General features: G+C 39.7%; 23 protein-coding genes, 1 tRNA gene and 1 pseudogene. 24 read left to right on the top strand and 1 reads right to left on the bottom strand.

Translation table 11 applies throughout. The features are described from left to right. The 13 genes and pseudogenes from HMPREF2794_RS06590 to HMPREF2794_RS06650 all read left to right on the top strand — a co-directional run. Positions 1-315 (top strand): annotated as a pseudogene (locus tag HMPREF2794_RS06590) (hypothetical protein); the annotation flags it as partial. A 164-nt stretch (positions 316-479) separates the two neighbouring features. Beyond that, positions 480-1,595 (top strand): DNA polymerase III subunit beta, encoded by a 1,116-nt coding sequence (dnaN, locus tag HMPREF2794_RS06595; RefSeq protein WP_070751192.1) that lies wholly within the window; start codon positions 480-482, stop codon positions 1,593-1,595. A gap of 4 nt (positions 1,596-1,599) precedes the next feature. Beyond that, positions 1,600-2,001, top strand: a complete 402-nt coding sequence (locus HMPREF2794_RS06600; protein ID WP_070751193.1) for a PcfK-like family protein — start codon at positions 1,600-1,602, stop codon at positions 1,999-2,001. Then, positions 1,998-3,296 carry a PcfJ domain-containing protein gene (locus HMPREF2794_RS06605; RefSeq protein WP_070751194.1) on the top strand — a complete coding sequence of 433 codons (1,299 nt, stop codon included), beginning with the start codon at positions 1,998-2,000 and terminating at the stop codon, positions 3,294-3,296. The genes HMPREF2794_RS06600 and HMPREF2794_RS06605 overlap by 4 nt, the downstream gene beginning before the upstream one ends. A gap of 42 nt (positions 3,297-3,338) precedes the next feature. Then, a complete protein-coding gene (locus HMPREF2794_RS06610) occupies positions 3,339-4,103 on the top strand; it encodes a helix-turn-helix domain-containing protein (protein WP_240052936.1) in 765 nt (254 codons plus the stop codon). Next, positions 3,985-4,800, top strand: coding sequence for a hypothetical protein (locus tag HMPREF2794_RS06615; protein WP_240052938.1), 816 nt, complete (start codon positions 3,985-3,987; stop codon positions 4,798-4,800). The genes HMPREF2794_RS06610 and HMPREF2794_RS06615 overlap by 119 nt, the downstream gene beginning before the upstream one ends. A 91-nt stretch (positions 4,801-4,891) precedes the next feature. Further along, on the top strand, positions 4,892-5,455 hold the full coding sequence (locus HMPREF2794_RS06620; RefSeq protein ID WP_070751231.1) for a hypothetical protein: 564 nt from the start codon (positions 4,892-4,894) through the stop codon (positions 5,453-5,455). 16 nt (positions 5,456-5,471) lie between these two features. Then, positions 5,472-6,257, top strand: a complete 786-nt coding sequence (locus HMPREF2794_RS29425; RefSeq protein WP_240052935.1) for a ParB N-terminal domain-containing protein — start codon at positions 5,472-5,474, stop codon at positions 6,255-6,257. Further along, complete coding sequence (locus HMPREF2794_RS06630) at positions 6,247-7,095, top strand: GREB1-related protein (protein WP_371490056.1); 849 nt, start codon at positions 6,247-6,249, stop codon at positions 7,093-7,095. The genes HMPREF2794_RS29425 and HMPREF2794_RS06630 overlap by 11 nt, the downstream gene beginning before the upstream one ends. 76 nt (positions 7,096-7,171) lie before the next feature. Beyond that, positions 7,172-7,666 (top strand): terminase, encoded by a 495-nt coding sequence (locus HMPREF2794_RS06635; RefSeq protein WP_070751197.1) that lies wholly within the window; start codon positions 7,172-7,174, stop codon positions 7,664-7,666. After that, positions 7,647-9,092, top strand: a complete 1,446-nt coding sequence (gene terL, locus HMPREF2794_RS06640; protein ID WP_070751198.1) for a phage terminase large subunit — start codon at positions 7,647-7,649, stop codon at positions 9,090-9,092. The genes HMPREF2794_RS06635 and terL overlap by 20 nt, the downstream gene beginning before the upstream one ends. Before the next feature lie 34 nt (positions 9,093-9,126). After that, positions 9,127-10,602, top strand: a complete 1,476-nt coding sequence (locus tag HMPREF2794_RS06645; RefSeq protein WP_070751199.1) for a phage portal protein — start codon at positions 9,127-9,129, stop codon at positions 10,600-10,602. 41 nt (positions 10,603-10,643) lie between these two features. After that, a complete protein-coding gene (locus HMPREF2794_RS06650; RefSeq protein WP_139147237.1) occupies positions 10,644-12,353 on the top strand; it encodes a toxin glutamine deamidase domain-containing protein in 1,710 nt (569 codons plus the stop codon). Here the strand turns inward: HMPREF2794_RS06650 and HMPREF2794_RS06655 are convergent. Beyond that, a complete protein-coding gene (locus HMPREF2794_RS06655; RefSeq protein ID WP_070751201.1) occupies positions 12,348-12,608 on the bottom strand; it encodes a hypothetical protein in 261 nt (86 codons plus the stop codon). The two genes, HMPREF2794_RS06650 and HMPREF2794_RS06655, sit on opposite strands and share 6 nt — an antisense overlap. A gap of 83 nt (positions 12,609-12,691) precedes the next feature. Here HMPREF2794_RS06655 and HMPREF2794_RS06660 point away from each other — a divergent pair, with 83 nt between their 5' ends. From HMPREF2794_RS06660 to HMPREF2794_RS06710, 11 genes are all read left to right on the top strand, one after another. Next, the gene (locus HMPREF2794_RS06660; RefSeq protein ID WP_070751202.1) at positions 12,692-13,393 is read left to right on the top strand and encodes a hypothetical protein; all 702 of its coding nucleotides are present in this window, start codon (positions 12,692-12,694) and stop codon (positions 13,391-13,393) included. Positions 13,394-13,413: 20 nt separating this feature from the next. Next, positions 13,414-14,022, top strand: a complete 609-nt coding sequence (locus tag HMPREF2794_RS06665) for a hypothetical protein (RefSeq protein ID WP_070751203.1) — start codon at positions 13,414-13,416, stop codon at positions 14,020-14,022. A 21-nt stretch (positions 14,023-14,043) separates the two neighbouring features. After that, positions 14,044-15,219 carry a major capsid protein gene (locus tag HMPREF2794_RS06670; protein WP_070751204.1) on the top strand — a complete coding sequence of 392 codons (1,176 nt, stop codon included), beginning with the start codon at positions 14,044-14,046 and terminating at the stop codon, positions 15,217-15,219. A gap of 6 nt (positions 15,220-15,225) precedes the next feature. After that, positions 15,226-15,558 carry a hypothetical protein gene (locus tag HMPREF2794_RS06675; protein WP_070751205.1) on the top strand — a complete coding sequence of 111 codons (333 nt, stop codon included), beginning with the start codon at positions 15,226-15,228 and terminating at the stop codon, positions 15,556-15,558. Next, a complete protein-coding gene (locus tag HMPREF2794_RS06680; protein WP_070751206.1) occupies positions 15,552-15,863 on the top strand; it encodes a hypothetical protein in 312 nt (103 codons plus the stop codon). Before HMPREF2794_RS06675 ends, HMPREF2794_RS06680 begins: the two co-directional genes overlap by 7 nt. After that, positions 15,860-16,315: an HK97 gp10 family phage protein gene (locus HMPREF2794_RS06685; protein WP_070751207.1), complete on the top strand. Its 456-nt coding sequence runs from the start codon at positions 15,860-15,862 to the stop codon at positions 16,313-16,315. Before HMPREF2794_RS06680 ends, HMPREF2794_RS06685 begins: the two co-directional genes overlap by 4 nt. Positions 16,316-16,317: 2 nt before the next feature. After that, on the top strand, positions 16,318-16,698 hold the full coding sequence (locus HMPREF2794_RS06690; protein WP_070751208.1) for a hypothetical protein: 381 nt from the start codon (positions 16,318-16,320) through the stop codon (positions 16,696-16,698). Positions 16,699-16,700: 2 nt separating this feature from the next. Continuing rightward, positions 16,701-17,315 (top strand): hypothetical protein, encoded by a 615-nt coding sequence (locus HMPREF2794_RS06695; protein ID WP_055268859.1) that lies wholly within the window; start codon positions 16,701-16,703, stop codon positions 17,313-17,315. Positions 17,316-17,322: 7 nt separating this feature from the next. Beyond that, positions 17,323-17,396, top strand: a tRNA-Ile gene (locus tag HMPREF2794_RS06700). A 99-nt stretch (positions 17,397-17,495) separates the two neighbouring features. Further along, on the top strand, positions 17,496-18,023 hold the full coding sequence (locus HMPREF2794_RS06705; RefSeq protein ID WP_055228795.1) for a hypothetical protein: 528 nt from the start codon (positions 17,496-17,498) through the stop codon (positions 18,021-18,023). Between the two features lie 95 nt (positions 18,024-18,118). Beyond that, entirely contained in the window at positions 18,119-18,265 is a 147-nt protein-coding gene (locus tag HMPREF2794_RS06710) for a hypothetical protein (RefSeq protein ID WP_246839590.1), read from the top strand. Positions 18,266-18,630: the final 365 nt, after the last annotated feature.

Here is an 18,630-nt window from a genome sequence, read left to right on the forward strand (position 1 = left end):
AAAATGAAAATCCCTCAGGTTTTTACATTGATCCTGAATAATTTCATGCGAGCAATCAATAATGGGCTGAAAGATATTTGTCTGAATCTAGAACTCGACTTCAAAATCACCACGAACTGGGCCCGCCACAGCTGGGCCAGCTTGGCAAGAAATAAAGCCGGAGTACCGAAGGCAGACATTGACTTCTGTCTCGGTCATGTGAATAATGATTATAAGATGGCTGACATCTACATTGATATAGATTATAGCATTTGTGATAAAGCAAATCGCACTGTATTGGATTTATTACAGAAAAAAGAAGAAAAAAAAGACTGAAACGTTTGCAAATACAAAAACTCTATATATATTTGCAGACAGAATGGTGTTGAGCTGGATGAAACAATAGTTTTATCCGGCTTTTATTGCATATATATGCTTCAATAGCTCTTATTACTGAAACTCATCTCTTCTTTACGCTATGCGCCGCAAAACAATGACGCATGGAAATTATAGTTTCAAAAACAGCTTTATTAGATAAGCTGAAATCAATCGGGCGAATTATACAGCCTAAAAACACAATACCAGCTTATGACAACTTTTTGTTTGTCGTTGATGAAGATGGTCTTATTCTAGTAACAGCAGGAGAAGAAGGCGGACGCATCTCTACAAACGTAGATGGTAATGCAGACTTCATCAATTATTCTTTCATGGCTAATGCCAAGACATTACTCGACGGATTAAAAGAGATTCCCGAACAGCCATTGACCATATCCATCCTTGAAAAGGAATTGATTGTCAAGTACGCTAATGGCAGGTTTTCAATACCACTTGAAAAAGGCGATCAATACCCATCCATGAACACGGATGATACTGCCAGCCCATTTCTTGTTTCTGGTAATGACTTATTATACGGAATAAGACAAGTCTTGATCTGTAGTGCCAATGATGAACTCCGTCCGGTACTGAATGGTGTCTATTTTGATATCGGTTTAGATTCAATGTCATTTGTCGCAACAGATGGTACCCGTCTAGCAATGATTGAGAATCCATCCGCTTATACGCGCAAGGAACGGGCCGCCTTTATCCTGCCGAGCAAGTTTGCTAAAATCCTTTCTAATATTGTTCCGGAGGATTGGATGGAAGTAGAGATATCAGTAAATCAGACTAATATTTTATTTGAGTTTGATTCATACCGGTTAATCTGCCGTATGATCGAAGGCCGGTACCCTAACTATCGTGTCGTTATCCCTCAAAAACAGCCCAATCGTGCAGTATTAAAGAAAGCCGATATAGTCTCTGCTCTAAAACGTGTATCTGTCTTCTGTGATGAAAGTTCGTCTTTAGTAGTACTCAAGTTCGATTCCGACTCTCTTAAAATAGCAGCTCATGATTTAGATTTTTCTAAGTCTGCAGAAGAAACGATTCCTCTGCAGTCAGGCTGTAATATTGAAATCGGCTTTAGAAGCAGTTTCATAATTGAAATGGTGAATAATATTCCTTCGGAAGATATTGCCATCACCATGAGCGATCCGTCGAAAGCCTCAATCTTTACCCGCTGCGATGAAGAAGTTCGTAGCCTTACTTATCTATTAATGCCTTTATCAATTAATTATTAATGCTATGGGAAAAGAGAATCAATCATTTAAACAGGTTATTCAATCATACCTAGAAGAACGAGCAAAGAAAGACTCTCTCTTTGTTGCCTCTTTTGCGAAGCCAAACAAGAATATAGATGAATGTTGTAATTACATTATAGGCGAAGCTAGAAAACGCGGTGGTAATGCTGTATGTATGTCTGATGATGAAGTATTCGGGTTAGCGGTCCATTACTACGATGAAGACAATATCAAGGTAAATAAACAATCAAAATCGAAAGTAGTAGTTCCTAAGCAACCTGAAAAGCAAAAGGAACTAACGTTAACAGTTGAGAAGCCTAAACCGGAACAGGTTGCTCCTAACAAACGTAAAGGGAAGAAAAAAGAAATACCATCAGGACAATTTTTATTATTTGAGGATCTATGAAACCAAAAACAGCGTTACAGAGACAGGTTGTAAAGCTGAGTGCTAAGCTTCCTGCTATTACTGAAAATCAGACCGCCTGGGCAATAAAAAATTGCTTTAAGGTGGAAGGATTCCATAGGGCTAAAAAGATTTGGTGTACTGAGTGCGGAGAAGTCTTTGAGGCTAAAGAATCTGATTTGTCATACTCTTTATTGGGTGCGAATTGTCCTTGTTGTGGAAAGCACCTTAAAGTACAAAGAAGTCGTAAAAGGGTATATTCACCTCAATCAATGTACTTCACGCTTATAACCACGATCGGAGGATTCCAAGTTTTAAGGCATTTTGTTATTTCCAAGTCCTGCCGCGTAGGCCAACCCGCCGACATGAAGATCAACGAAGCTGTTCAGAATTGGATATCACCCAAAGGTATTGAGGTAATAATGTCCAAATCATCCAGCTATTGCTATGGAGCTTATGATCATTGGTGTTGGAGTTCAGACATGGAAATACGTTCTGATTATGGTATAAAAGACAAATACCACATTTGGGCAAGTCATATCAAAACCATAAGACTACTCCCAAAACTGAAGTATGCTGGAATCGATGAGAATTTTAATGGTATCACTCCCGATATCCTATTCAGGATGTTATTGCGTTATCCGTTTGTTGAGACATTGATAAAGCAAGGTGATAAAGAATTATTGGAATATATGGAAGATAATATAACCCAAGTTGGAAAGTTCTGGCCAGCAATAAAAATAGCCAGACGTCACGGCTTTAAGATTACGAAACATACCGATCTGAGAATGTATTTTGATTACTTGGAAATGTCCAATACCATCGGAAGAGATATTCGTTCTCCTAAATACGTCTGTCCAAAGAATCTAAAGCAAGCTCACGATGAAGTGATGAAAATAAAACAGAAAATAGATGCTAAGATTGACTTTGAGAAAAAGAGGAAACAAGCAATAAAAGATGAGAAAGAATATCTAAAACAGAAAGGTCGTTTCTTCGGTATAGCATTCGGTGACAATCTTATCCAGATTGGCGTTCTACAAAGCGTTATGGACTTCTTAGAAGAAGGAAAAGAAATGCACCATTGCGTGTTTACTAATAAATACTACAGAAAGTCAGAGTCTTTGATTCTAACAGCTCGTATTGGTAATAAGCGCATCGAAACGGTTGAAGTAAATCTGAAAACATTGAGTATTGTCCAGTCACGGGGTGTTTGTAATAATAATACTGAGTATCATGAACGCATTATTGGACTCGTAAAAAAGAATATGAACTTAATACGTCAGAAACTGACGGCATAGCATACAATGACCTATATAGATTATATAAACCAATTTTGGAAGATGAATCGAAGTGTAGAATTCAGCCCGAACGAAGTCTTTTTGTACTTCTATCTCTTGAATGAGTGCAATATTCGGGGTTGGCAGAATCCGTTTGAACATCCCAACAAGACTATCGTCCTCGCAACCGGTATATCAGAGAAGACCGTCATTGAAGTTAGGAACAGATTGCAGCAAAAAGGTTTAATAACTTTCGAATCGGGTAAAAAGAATGCAAAATCGCCAGTTTATTACTTACTTGACGAAAGTAAAACGGTAAGTAAAGAGGTAAGTAAAACGGTAAGTAAAAGGGTAAGTAAAACGGTTAACATTAAAGATAAGACTAAAGACAATAAGACAATATCTCCCTTACGCGTGGGAGAGCTGTTTCCGGCTGATAGTTTTTTCGACAAGTCTTTGGACGACTGTTATACTGAACTTAAATCGAATCGATCATGGGCGGAAACAGTAACGATGAATACTCGTTCTTCTGGAAACCCTGATTTCACGCTAGAAGCCTTTTACGGGTTTCTGGAGAAGTTCTTTATGAAATTGCAGAATGAAGGAGAAACGGCGAAGTCGCCTAAGGATGCGATGTCTCACTTTGCCCGATGGCTGACATTTGAACTTAAAAACAAGAAAGATGAACGGAGAATTAATAAAAACAGGGATGCAGACAGTACTAAGCCCGTCGCAGATAGTCCAGGTGACAGCAGTAATCCGAAGGGAGTTAACTCCAATACAGAAGGCCTTACAGGCTGGATTGACAGCCTCTCAATTGGTCGCTGAATGGAGTGGAACAATCGCACAATTGAACTGTAATGTCTCATTGTTTGATGTGGCTAATGCAGAGAATATCCCTACTCTAGCTGACGTAAACAGAAGCTTTAGCAATTCGACATCAGTAGAGATTATTACTGAACATTTGAAGTCAGTATTAAGATATGCCGGTGTTGAACTAACCGATGCTCAACTGGCGGAAACAGCCTTATCAATTTTATCTAGTTACTGGTACCTGAACTTAGCCGAGTTATGCATTTTCTTCTCCCAACTAAAGAATGGCAGCCGAGGACAATTTGTATGGGGAACGAAAATCAACAATCAAGCTATCATGGTGGCACTTGCCGATTTTTGCAAAGACAGACGTAGAGAGATTGAGCATAAGGAAAACATAAGGATACGTCAAGACACGGAAAACGGATATTCCCGATCAGAGACATTGTCTAAAGACATCGTTCTAGGTACAAAAGGTATTAAAAACGCTCGAGAAGAAGCAATGCAAAGTTTTGAGGCCTTTCTAAAGTTCTTCCCACATCTACCGAAGAAGTACGATGCTAAAGTTCTATGGAGAGCATGGGGAGGCGACAATGAAGCTCTGCATAAAATCTACGGCGAGAAGATTCCTGCTAAAGATGTGGCCGAAATGGATATAGGAATGTATTTGTGTAATTACAACATTGCCAAGGGTAAAGAGTTGGAAAAATAAATGCGGCCGGCGTACCACCACCGACCGCTTTCATAAGCATAAAGCTTTGTATTGCTATTAGGAACAGCAAATATATAAAATCTTTATGCATATGGCAAGTGAAGCAGTAAATAATTACATAACTAAGCGCTACGAGCGATGGCTTGATTACTCTTTGTATCATTGTGGGCTTGCTGGTATTTCAGACGAAGCGACAGATGTCCTAAATGAGGTCATATGTTCGCTCCTTCAGAAGCAAAGCAAGCTACTTGATAAATTACTCGACACAAAGAAAAATGGCTATACAGAGCTTGATTTCTTTGTTTTGAAGATGATAAAGTTGAACGCATCCTCTCCTACTTCACAGTACCGGAGTAGATACAAACCTTTACCAGTGGATGATAATGTAGATTATTCCAGGCTGGACATCGAGGATATTTCAGATGATTCAGAAGATCGGAATGCTGAAATATTAGAGAAGCTGCATTTAGTAAGAGAGACATTTGAAAGCCTGGACCTTGGTACGGTGGCAGCCCGTGTCTTTGAGTTCCATTTCTTTCAAGACGGAAACTTCTCGGAATGGAAAGGCCCGGAGACATTGAAACAGCTATATGAGATATATAACGGAGTACAAGAACTTATCAGAAAGAAAATTGCCGGGGAGTCTATATTTTAGTTGAAATTCCTTGGTCATGGAAGAAAAAGAAGAAATTACAATTGATCCCCGGAACTATCGTATCCATGGGGACGAGAACAAACGGCTTATCCACAAAAGCCTTATTGAGTGTGGAGCCGGTCGGTCTGTATTAACTGACCGGAACAATGTGTTAATAGCTGGAAACGGCGTCTATGAAGAAGCTCAAAAGCTAGGGCTCAAAGTACGAATTATCGAGTCTGACGGCAAAGAGCTAGTTGTAATAAAGCGTACCGACTTATCTACGGAAGATGAGAAGAGGAAATTGCTGGCTCTAGCGGATAACCATACTTCTGATACTTCTGAATTTGATTTGGATTTGGTGATAGAAAACTTCTCAGCTGATATATTAAACGATTGGGAGTTTTCCGTAGACGATATTGAATTTTCGGCCGATACGTTCAATGCAGATAGTGAAGAGAATAGTAATCTTTATACAAAGAAAATAGTATCTCCTATTTACACACCAACCGGTTGTAAGCCTGCAATTTCAGACCTTTATAATCTAGGGAGATACCAACATCTAATGAAGCAGATAAAGGGATATGATTTGGATGAGCAAGCCAAAGAGTTTCTTCAAATTGCAGCTTCGAGACATATCGTTTTCGATTATGGTAAAATTGCAGAATTTTATTCCCAATCAAACGCTGATATTCAGACTTTAATGGAAGAATCCGCCCTAGTCATTATAGATTTCAACAAAGCTATTGAACTAGGATACGTTTGTTTGAAAAAGGAATTGTCAGACTCTTATTTGGAGGATTATAACGATGATGAGAAATAGTAACTTTGTTGCATTGATACTTACGCATGGTCGTCCTAACAATGTACGAACTGTGAAAACATTAAGAAAATGCGGCTATACAGGAGATGTTATCATAGTATTAGACAATGAAGATAAGACAATAAATAAATATCGTGAGATTTACCAAAACACATATGTATTTGACAAGAAAGAAATAGCATCAAGAATAGATGAAGGTGATAATTTCAATGACCGCCGAGCTATTATCTACGCTAGAAATGCATCATTTGAAATAGCGAAGGAGAAAGGATATAGGTATTTTATTGAGCTGGATGATGACTATACAGAATTCTCATATACCTATAACCAATGCGGTGAAATGGAACAAAGAAGTATTTTCAATCTTGACAAAGTGTTTGATATCCTAATTGACTTTAAGAATAAAACAGGTGCTTTGGCAGTTGCTTTGGCTCAGAGAGGGGATTTTGTCGGAGGTAGACATAATAATATAGTCCGCGGTGAATTACTCAAACGAAAGGCAATGAATTCATTTATCTGTGATACGGATATGCCTTTTAAGTTCTTTGGAAAAATTAATGAAGATGTGAACACTTATACCTTACTGGGTAGCAGAGGAAAATTATTTTTTCAGATACCTCATGTCTCACTGAATCAGGTAACAACCCAACAATCAGAAGGCGGAATGACTGATATATATTTGGATAGTGGGACTTACGTAAAATCTTTTTATACGGTTATGTACGCTCCTTCTTGTACAAAGATACGTCTTATGGGAACTGTATATAGACGTTTACATCATAGCATAAGTTGGAATAACGCCGTTCCTAAAGTAATTCCTGTGAGCTGTAAAAAGTAGTCCTTATTTATATTTTAATTTGAAGTTTATCCAAGTTAAGGCAAGAGTAATCACAATTTGTTAGTTATAGTTAGTTATGACAGAGAAGAAGAATCCGGACGAGAAGAAAAAAAGAGGGCGTAAATCGGAGTACCAAAAAGAGTATGCCGATCAAGCTCTTAAGCTTTGTTTATTGGGTGCAATAGATAAAGAACTCGCCGAGTTCTTCTCTGTTTCTGTACAGACTTTAAACAAATGGAAAAAAGACTATCCCGAATTTCTTGAGTCCCTAAAAAAAGGGAAAAATATTGCGGATGCCAATGTGGCGTACCGTCTCTATAACCGTGCGATTGGCTATAATTGTAAAGCAACGAAGTTTGCTGCGACAGAGGGAAAGATTACCGATTCGAAAGAATACATTGAACACTATCCTCCTGATACAACGGCTGCAATATTTTGGCTAAAGAACCGGCAGCCGGAAAAATGGCGTGACAAGAAAGAAGTTGACGCAAATGTGAATCTTGGTGATGAACTGGAAGGATTGAGTGACGAACAGTTACAGGCTATTATTGATGGTAAAGAAGAAAAGTAAAAGAGAAATATTGATTCGTAAGGCGAAAGCTGCTACCATACTCCGCAAACGAATAGCAAAGAAAGACTTTTGGGCATTCTGTTTGTACTATGATCCGAAGTTTTTCTCTAAACGTCTGTTCCTAAAAAAGGTCGCTAAAGCGTTCATGCGCGTGTACAGTTCGTATTCTGCGGGTATAATCTACCGTCTTGCTGTCAGTATGCCACCACGTGCCGGAAAGTCATATATATCTTCTCTTTTCATCGCTTGGATGTATGGACACTTTCCCGAAGAATCTGTAATGCGTAACTGTTGTTCTGACACGTTATACAACAAGCTCTCTTATGATACCCGCGATATTGTCAAATCAAAACGTTATCGTGAGATATTTACTGAGATTCACCTAAAAGGAGATAAACAGAATGTCAAAGGCTGGAATGTAGAAGGCGCTCGGCAGGTTAGCTACTTCGGTGGCGGTGTCGGCGGTACTGTGATCGGATTCGGTGCATCTATGCTCGCCATGACAGACGACTTGTACAAGAGTCTGGAGGATGCACTATCTGACAATAACAATGAGAAGGTATGGTCATGGAAGCAAGGTACGCACGACTCCCGTATTGAAGGAAGTTGTTGCCTTATTGATATTGGTACTCGCTGGTCCTCTAGTGACGTCCTCGGACGTTTAGAAGAAGCCGGTAAGTACAATGAAATCATCCGAATTGCCGCTCTTGATGAAAACGAAGAAACTTTCTGCGCTGATGTACATACAACAGAGTATTACAGGGAACTTCGTTCTGAAACTGATGAAAGTATCTGGATGGCCGAATATATGCAAGAGCCGTTCGAAGCCAAAGGATTGTTATTCCCAAAATCCTCTCTTATGCGCTTCAATAGTGTTGATATTGCAGGAAAGAAACCTGATGGTGTACTTGGTGCTTGCGATACAGCAGACAAGGGAGATGATGATTTTTGCGCACCATTCGCAAAGGTATTCGGACCGAAGTACTTTATTACGGACGTTCTATTTACCAAAGACCCTGTAGAAGTTACTGAACCACGCCTAGCACAAATGGTTATTGATACAGAGTGCGATCAAATGCGTATAGAGTCAAACAATGGAGGACGTATATTTGCAATTCATGTACGCAGGATGGTAGCAGCTGAAAAGAAGATATGTGCAATACAGGCTCGTCCTACTACTCAGCATAAAGAAACACGTATTATCATGAAAGCTGGCTGGATTAAAAAGTATTGCGCTTTTCTCGATGAATCGGAGTACACCAAAGGATCAGACTACGGTCGTTTCATGAAAGCACTTACCAGCTATAAACGCGAAGGTGATAATGCTCATGACGATGCACCGGATGGTATGACAATTCTCGCTGAGTTTGCCGAATCACTTGGTCTGAAATTAAAAACATCGACTCGTAAAGTGGGTCGTGGATAAATATTGTTTGCCATATATTTTAAGAGAAAAGTATATGCCATCAATTAGTGAGATTTTAGTTCAAGACGACTTTGGAAGGGTTGTTAGTGATCTTTGCGTGGACACCATAGAAAATCGTGAGCCACGGGAATATTTAGAAGAGTATAATGATAAGCGTAACCGTCGCACTACATCCGTTGGTTTCCGTGAACCTAAGACAGTAGCTGTCTATTCTGAAACAGAAGAAGAATTGAATACCCAAACGGGTAAAATGGAGCCTAAACGATTAGAGGATAAAACTGTTCCTGTAGCCAAAATAGTGACCAATATCCCAAAGAAGATTGTCCGCACAGCAGCAGCTTTTTTATTTGGCGGAGATATGACCATCACAGCAGATAATACAGATGATGCAAGCTTGGAGGATTTCAAAAAGATATTTGTCCGCAAACTCAAAATGAAGTCAGTACTTATGAGCTTTGCCCGTAAGGTGTTGTCAGAAACAAAAGCCGCTATCGTATTTTACCCTGTAAACAAAGTTGTAAATGGGAAAAAAGTCCCAGAACTGAAAGCCAAGATACTCTCTTTGCCAAAGGATGATAACGTTACTTATGAGTTCTATCCACATTTTGACGATGATGATGATATGGATGCTTTCATTCATAAGTTCACAACCAAGATTGGCTACTCTACCTACGAGTGTGTCAAAATATACACCTCAGACAATGTTATCACAGCTATAAATAAGGGGGGCCAGTGGGAAATCAAGTCAGATAAGAACCTATTCGGCAAAATCCCTGTAGTATATGCAGAGGTAGATCAACCGGACTGGGAAGATGTCGCTTTACTCATGGACCATTATGAAATGCGGATCTCTAGAATGTCAGACACTAACGACTACTTCGGAGACCCAATGCTAAAATCTTTCGGTTTGTCGAATCTCCCATCAAAAGATACAGTAGGGAAAGAATTAAACTTTTCTATGGAAGTTGACCCTGATACCGGCACTGCGTATCATGGTGATGCTGAATACCTATCATGGCAACAGTCCATAGATTCACAAAAGGAAGAGATTAGTAATGAACGCCACGAAATATTCTCTGGTGCATCATGTCCTGATTTGTCGTTTGACAATCTTATTGGCATAGGTGACCTATCAGGCGTCTCCCGTGAGTTTATGACCATTGATGCAAAAATTAAGGCTACGGAACAAATGGAAATCTTCGGACCGGTAGTACAACGATGTGTGGCTATTGTACAAGCAGGCATGGCGAATATATCACATATTAAAAATTCCAATGCTATAATGAATAATTATTTTGAGGTGTCTTTCGGCTCTATTCTCCCGAAGAATTTAGTAGAAGACTTACAGAATCTATCAACAGCCGGAGGTGGGAAACCAATCAACAGCCAGGAAACACTTACCGCACGTTCTCCTTATACTCAGAATGTAAAAGAGGAAATTGAGAAAATGAAACAGGAAGAACAAGCGGCTTCAGTCAATAACAATCCGTTAGGACAGATATATCAATGAAAGGGCTAACATTCTACGACAAGCAGCATATACAAAAGGTATTGGCTCAGCAAAGCGAAGTAGCCAATATCTTTAATCGATTTATTCTGTCTATTACCCCATTTCTCAAACAATGGGCAGATCGTAGCAGTGATAATGTATGGCTACGTAATCAAGTTGTCGAAAAATGTGTGGACCGGGAGTTGGATAAGTTGCAGTCTCTTCTTCTCACAAATCTTACAGTCTTCAATATAGACGCATGGAAGCGCTCTGAAATGAAGAATGAAGATTTTATAACAGAATACATCAAGGGTATGGCCATTGATTCTGTAAGGAAACAAGGAATGTTTGCTACAAACAAAGACGCACTCTCTCAGCTTAGGAAAGGGCTTGATGCACGTGGCAATAATCTGTCTCCAATGGTATGGAATCTTGCAGATCAGACAAAAACACAACTCGAGTATTATCTGCAGACAGGTCTATCTGTTGGTAGAAGTTCCTCACAGATAGGTCAAGATCTTAGACAAATCCTAAATAAACCGGACAAACGGTTTCGCCGGGTAAAGGATAAAGATGGGAAACTTGTTATGTCCCAACCAATGAAGAACTATCACCCAGGGCAAGGTATATATCGTAGTTCAAAGATGAACGCATTACGTCTTACAGCTACATCGACCAATATGTCTTATCGTACCGCGGACTATGAACGTTGGAGCGAACAGGATTTTATATTAGGCATCGAGATACACCGCTCAGCAAATAATCGCGGACCATGCAAGATATGTGATGCAATGGTAGGTAAATATCCGAAAACGTTCAAGTTTACAGGTTTTCATCCTTTCTGTATCTGTTTTGCTACTCCGATCACGATGGAACCGGACAGCTTTGCTGATTTCCTGCTAAACGATACAGTTGCGCAAGAACAGGTTATAACAGATATTCCCAAAACAGCAAAGGATTTTGTTGACGAAAATAAAAACAGGGTGCAATCTGCTTTTTGGTATAAGGACAACTTTAGCGAAGAAGGAGATTTGCAAAGAGAGAGAACTCCCCAGCCTACTACACCCGAAGTCATTAAAGTATCAAGAACAAAGCGCATCAAGACCGATGCTGAGAAAAATGATATTCAAAAAAGATGGGATGAACGATTTGTGAGAAACTTCAATCAAACCAAGATTGAGCAAAAAATTGGCATCAAGAGAGGTAAAGAAATGACTTTCGAAGAAGCTAATGAACTACGGGGAAATATAAACTTCGGCAAAGGATATGAATATGGTGTAAACTGTCAATCATGCGTTGTTTCCAATGAATTGAGAAGGCGTGGATATGATGTGACAGCATTACCGAACCTAAAGAAAGCCGGGAATATTCCTTATGAACTATCTGGTAAAACAAATTGGGCTTGGATTGACCCAAAGACAATGACAACACCTGTCAAAAAGAAAGCAGGAGGTGTATACGATATAACCAGAACCGGTGCTTTAAAAAGTAAAAACATAAGTGCCCTTACTAAAGATATTATTGAATTGGTAAAAGAACCTGGAAGATATCATATTGATTTTTCTTGGAAAAGTGGTAATTCGGGACACATAATAACTTTGGAGAAAAAGACTGATGGGAAAATTGTTATTTATGACCCTCAAAATGGAGAAATTGTAAACTGGGCTAATTTATCGAAGAGAATTAAACTACAAAATGGCGTTAATGTACTTCGCGTGGATAATCTTCTAGTAAATACTGATATTATCAACGGAGTAGTGAAGAAATTATAGTAGTGTCTCTGTATAGCCTTTTGGCATAGAAGTAATCCCCATAATATCTGCCGATTGTGTATATGGTGCTAAATGTCCAGTATCATCTTTTACAAGGATAAATTGAGGATATCCAATGCAGCATTCCTTGTCTTCTTTCCGGGATGCTGTATATGCCAAATAGCCTTTCCACTCTCCATAATAGGAAACCTGATCGAATCCATTCTGTAGAGCGAGGATCTTAGCTTTCTCCTTATATTCTTTCTTCTTATCCATATTGCAAATATACTCATTGATTTTGGAATAAAATATATCGGAAGGAAAAAATTACTCCCCTTATATTTTAATAGAAAATCGTTATGATAATCATTGATGCTATTAAGAAAGGCTTGAAAGCCGCTAGTGTAAACGAAAAGTACGCCTCTAAGGTTCAGAAACTTTTCAAAATCGAAAAAGAAGAAGATATTGCTACTTATGTAGCCTTATTCAAAGACAATATTCTTCCTGATCTTGAAGATACATCCGCAGTAGAAAAAGCGAAAAAGGATGCTATCGCTGAATATGAGAAAAATAATGGTCTGAAAGACGGTAAGCCAATCAAACCAGCTAAAAAGACCAAGAAAACAACAGAATCAGAAGAGAATGAAGAAAATGAAGAAGAAGATCTCGAAGGGGTTCCCGCCTCTTTGATGAAACTATTCAAGGCTCAACAAAAGCAAATATCAGAGTTAACCAATAGCGTTACCACCTTAACAGGGAATATTACAACATCCAGCAAACAGGCTTCAGCTAAGGTTCTCTTTGATAACGCAAAATTACCAGAAAAGTGGTTCAAGCGTATCGATGTAAATTCTGAGATATCTGTCGAAGATCAGATTAAGGAATTGGCAGAAGAGTATGCTGAAATTCGCCAATCCGCTGTGACAGATGAAATCGAAAATGGTAACTACACCCCACAATCACAGGTAAAAGACCGTAGTGAAAAAGAGTGGCTGGATATCATGAATAAAGAAGAAGGAACTGGTGAATCCAGCGGTGTCGCTAGTCTTGGTATTGAGTAATAACTAAATTTTATTGTATCATGTATTTAAAAAAAGAAAAAGAATTTCAGTACCATCCCGCCATCATTAAGATGTTGGAGGATGTTGTCGGCGGTGGCACTATTGCCCGTGCTGATTTGAGAAAGGCCCTGTTTGATGGACAACCATTAGATGAATTGCCGCCTTACTGTATCGCAGGACGTGATGAAAACGGTGGTTGGCATGTCATCAAGACAGCTAAAGTGACGGAAGCTGTAGAAGCAGCTGGAAAAGTCATCAAGGTAGCTAAAAATCATCTGTTCGCAGTAGGTGATTTTGTGACTGCCGGTGGAAAATTTGATGGAGCATCCGATAAAATTACTATTATCGACAAGAGTAATGCTGCTTATGACTCTATTACGCTGGCGGCTGCCATTGGTGCAATAGCCAAAGATATGGTATTGGTTACTGTAAAAGCAAAAACTGATGCCGGTTCTGCCGAGGCAACAGTAGAAACATCTGAGGTGGCGATTACGATGGCTAAAGTTGATCTGACTGTTGCTAATCAATCTTGTGGATTGATGGTAAGAGGTACTATTGAGGAACGAAATATGCCATTCCCTCTCGATGCTGATTTGAAGAAGCTTATGCCTCTCATTCGTTTTGTATAATCTATTAATTCATAAATCATTATGGAAAGAAGCTTAATCAAGCAAATTAACAAGAAAAACATGGCGGCACGTCTCAACTCCCGTCATGTAAAACCGATGTATTACCCGAATTTCTTTGGTGTGAAGAGAGTTACTTCATTGAAGTGGGAAACATTGGTTGGTGAAAAAGGCGCTCCGGTTATTGCTGACGTTATTTCTTTCGATGCATCCGCACCGGAGAAAACGCGTGAAGTGATCGGTAAAATGTCTGGTGATATTCCTAAGACCGCTATTAAGCGCTCAATGACTGAAAGTGAATATCAAGAATACAAGCAGTTACAACGCGATGCCCAGGGCGATTCTGATCAATTGGAACTATTAAATCTTGGTTTCAAAGATACCGATTTTGTGCATAATGGTGTCCGTGGACGTATGGAATGGGCTAGTATGCAATACATGTCACGTGGCGGAACCAACTTGACATCCTCTAACAACAACGGCATCGTAACTACGGAATTTGTCGGCGTGGGTATACCTGCTGCCAACAAAAAAGTATCTTCCGTAGATTGGGCTACCGCTTCTACTGCTGATGGTCTTCAAGATATTGAAAATGTACTGGCCGATGCAGTCAAGGAAGGTGTGTCTCTTCGCTATATTATTATGCTTACTACTGAGTTCTCTTTGCTGAAAAAGCAGAAAGCAACTATTGATAAGATTAAAGGCTGGATCAATCAAACGTCCAAGGTCGTTATCACAAAAAAAGTGATTAATGAATATCTTGCAGAACAAGAAAACCCATGTCAGATTATCACAATCAATCCGGCGCTCCGTATCGAAGATAAGAACCACAAACGTACTACTATCTGTCCGTGGGTTCGCAAACGTATTTGTTTCTTAGAGGATTTGCGTGTAGGTGATATCCAACACGGACCAATTGCAGCAGAAGATTCTGAGAGTCTGAGAAAGAAAGCCTTGATGGTAAAGAAAGATTTTGTTCTGATTACCAAATGGTCAACCGAAGAACCATTTAAAGAATGGACCAAGGGAGAAGCAAACGCATGGCCGGTAGTTAATGATCCGGAAGCGATATACATTCTGAAAGCAGACGGTAAAGCATGGGCTGCCGATGAAGCTACAGAAGGAACAGACAATATCCCTGCTAAATTCTTGGGTCAGGAAGTTGAGAAAGAAAACTTAGAAGCAGAAGACGAAGAGTAAATAGTTATGGCAACAATCAGAGAAACAATACTAGAATATCCATCTATTGAGGATATGGAAGGCTTCTTGGATAAGGTAGTCTTCATTAAGCGGGGTATCAACCCTGAAGCAGAATGTACTACTGAAAGCATGAAGCAGGTCGGTCTTTGTGTCGCTGATATGTATGCCATGATGGTAAACTCACCGGATTTCAGTGAAAATAAGCTTTCTATCACTCATCCCCGTTCTTTCTATATTCAGACTGCAAAGCAGCTGTATATAGAAAACGGGGAACCGGAGAAAGCTGCTAAACTTGGGAAACGAATCATTATCAAAGGAAGAGCTGGTAACAGATGGTAAAACGGTATCCACATACGGCAATAGTTACTATTGAGGCTAACGGGCGCTTAGTTGATGGTGAATGGGTTTCTGGGAAACTGGTTGAAATATCTGTCCCCGGACGCTACGACCCGGTAAGCGATGGAAGAATCATTCTCAAACATAATTCGGCTGGTGATGAAGCGCAAGTACATGGCTATTTCTACTCCAAAATGCAACCGCCGGCAGACAGTAAGTTTTTGCGTTTGAAAGTAGCATCAAAGGGTATTGATATACCGGTTATCTGTTGGGAACCTTATCAATCACATTCAATTATCAACGTATGAGAAATGGCATGACTCCCCTATTCACTTTTGATGAAATGGAACGCTGGCTTGAACACTTTCAAAGTAAAGCGGAAGATAAGATGCTTGTTTTCCTGCAAGCGGGTGGGGAGAAGTTTATACAGGTGGCCCGCCAAAGTGGTTCATACAAAGACCAAACAGGCAATCTTCGTTCTTCAGTTGGTTATGTAATAGCCAAAGACGGCGAGGTTGTCAAAGAGAACTTCGTAGAAAGTGATAAAGGGACTGATAAGACAACCGGTAAGTATAAAGGGCGTAGGCTTGCAGAAGAAGTATCTCTGTCTCATGCCGGTGGTTATATATTGGTTGGTGTCGCAGGTATGGAGTATGCGACAGCCGTTGAAGCAAAAGGATATGAAGTTATTTCAGGTGCTAATGCGCAATGTGAGAAATATCTAAGGGATACATTGAAATCAGTTTTTAGCAAGATTTGATTATGGATGAATTTGACGCTGTAGATATAGTTTATAATGCTGTGGCCGCTGCGGGCACCGATGTTGTGATTTATAAGGACAAATCGGAAGCAGGTGTTACTAGTGAGCATATTGTTATTAATCACCTGCAACTGAATGAACTTGACTTTATTAATAAAGTGCCTGTCAATATCAATATCTTCGTTCCCTTGAATGATAATGGAATGAACCAACGTCAACGAATGAAAGAGCTAAAGCGTAAGGTACGAAAATCGCTTGATTCAATCAATAGTAGTGACGGTGTATGTAAAGAAGTGACAGTTCTCTGGAGTGTTCCAATGCCGGACCTGAAAGAGAAATTCGCTTGTACAAATATCAGATTAGAAATTTTAATAGATCAATAATTATGTCAGGAGAAGTTAGACCTATTGCTATGGGCGTAGGTGGAATTAAATTTGGAACAGTCGGTGACGGTGTTCCCGGTGCAGATCTCAAAGATTATCCCCTTCCAACCAAAGGAAGTGTTGCATTTAACTTTGCAGATCCCAAAGAAGTTAAGATTGAAGTAGAGGGTAGTGAAGAACCTTTTTATGTTGAACTGGTGAAAGATACGACAGATTATGTCGAGTTCTCCATCCCTACTCCATCAAATGAGGTTCTTAAAGAACTGGCAGGCGGTGAAGTGGATACAACAGGAGGAAAAAATATCTGGAAAAAGCCTCTTAGTACTCCTTCTATCTCTAAAACGTTCCAGTGTGAAACATTACCTAAAGACGGTAAGAAGGTCGTTTATACCATCGTAAATGGCAAGATCGCCTCAAAGATTTCACAGGCTCCCGGATCAGAGCAAGCAGAGTTGTTGCTTGTTCGTGTATATATGCAAGCTGCTGTTACTGCAGACGGTAAGAGACAGACTGCTTTCATGCGCGAAGTAGTTACTATTGCCGGAGGCGGAGAAGCCCCAGCGAATGCTGCGAATGTCGAAGGCGGAGAAGCTGCTCCAAGTGGTGCGAAAAAATAAATAACGGTTCTGTATAGCTCAGTTGGTTAAAGCGCTACATTGATTATGTAGAGACCGGCGGTTCGATTCCGCCTACAGGAACAAACTATTGAAGGATGGAGCTGAAAGTATTGAAGGTTAGTTGCAAATAACCGGAAGTATTGCCCGGAAGTACAACGGGCTAGGCTCCTTGATGAAATTATGAGTATAAAGAATTTATTTCAGCAAGAGTCTGAATCCGTTACGGATCAGGCTGTCAAAATTCCATTCGAATTTACTAACCGGGATTCTATTCCTAAAGGAAAGGACCCCGGCAATTGCATAGTTATAAAGCCTGTCACCGTTCGGACATGGTTTCGGATACGCCCTTTCCTTCTTGAAGTCGAGAAAGAAGATCTTGATAAGATGATTGTGAAGGACGGAGAACTCAATGCAGACTTTCCGGAACTGATGAATAAATACGGAGGATTGCTTTTTGACATCGTCTGCCTCGGGATTCACAATAAGCCTAGTGATCCTCCGGAATGGTTCAAGAACGCTCTCGCAGACAATACGACATGGGAGGATATACGGATCCTGTTTAATGCAATTATATATCGCATAGGGTATCACCCTTTTTGCACCTCTATCACGATGCTTCGGAACGTGAGCCCGCTACGAGAGACGGAGATAATAGCCGCTCAGAAGAATTTGCAAAGTTGGAAGGATGCAACCAAAGCAGATTCCTAGTGATTGTAAAAGAAGCTCTAGGATTAACGTTTAACCAGACGTTGGATAGTAGCTATGGATTGATAGAGACATTACTGCAGGAGTACTCATTTGTAATGAGAGAGCGTAATAAGATTACTGATGAAGACGGTAAAGTTGAAGGTAGAGATTATGAATGGGTAGAACTACCCTCTTTTGATGATCCTAGTAAGACGATCAGGATAAAGAAGTATAACGATATAGCCGGTAAGGTCAAGGGTTAAGGTAATTTGCTGTTGTGTTTATATATTAGGTTAACTGTTTTTTTTATTAAATTGGTTTAGAGTATTGTGGTCCCTTGTATCTGTGAAGATATAGGGGATTTTTTAATATCCCCTTTTTATCTCAGCATCTACGCTATCCATCATCTTTGTTATTTCGACATTATCCCTTTCCAAATTTTGGATAATACGGGATTGGTAAGTGATCATCCCTTCAATTCTTCCTTTTTTGAGTCCGAGGCTTAGGCCTCTTTGAAAAGCTTCCTGTAGTTCTTTCTTCCGGAGAACGCTATTCACTCCGTTTTTTCGTTCATTTTCCTTGGTCATGGTGCTAATGAATGTTTGGTTTATATATTATAAGAAAAGGC

It is taken from the genome of Bacteroides sp. HMSC067B03 (assembly GCF_001811315.1).
Taxonomy (GTDB): Bacteria; Bacteroidota; Bacteroidia; order Bacteroidales; family Bacteroidaceae; genus Bacteroides; species Bacteroides faecis.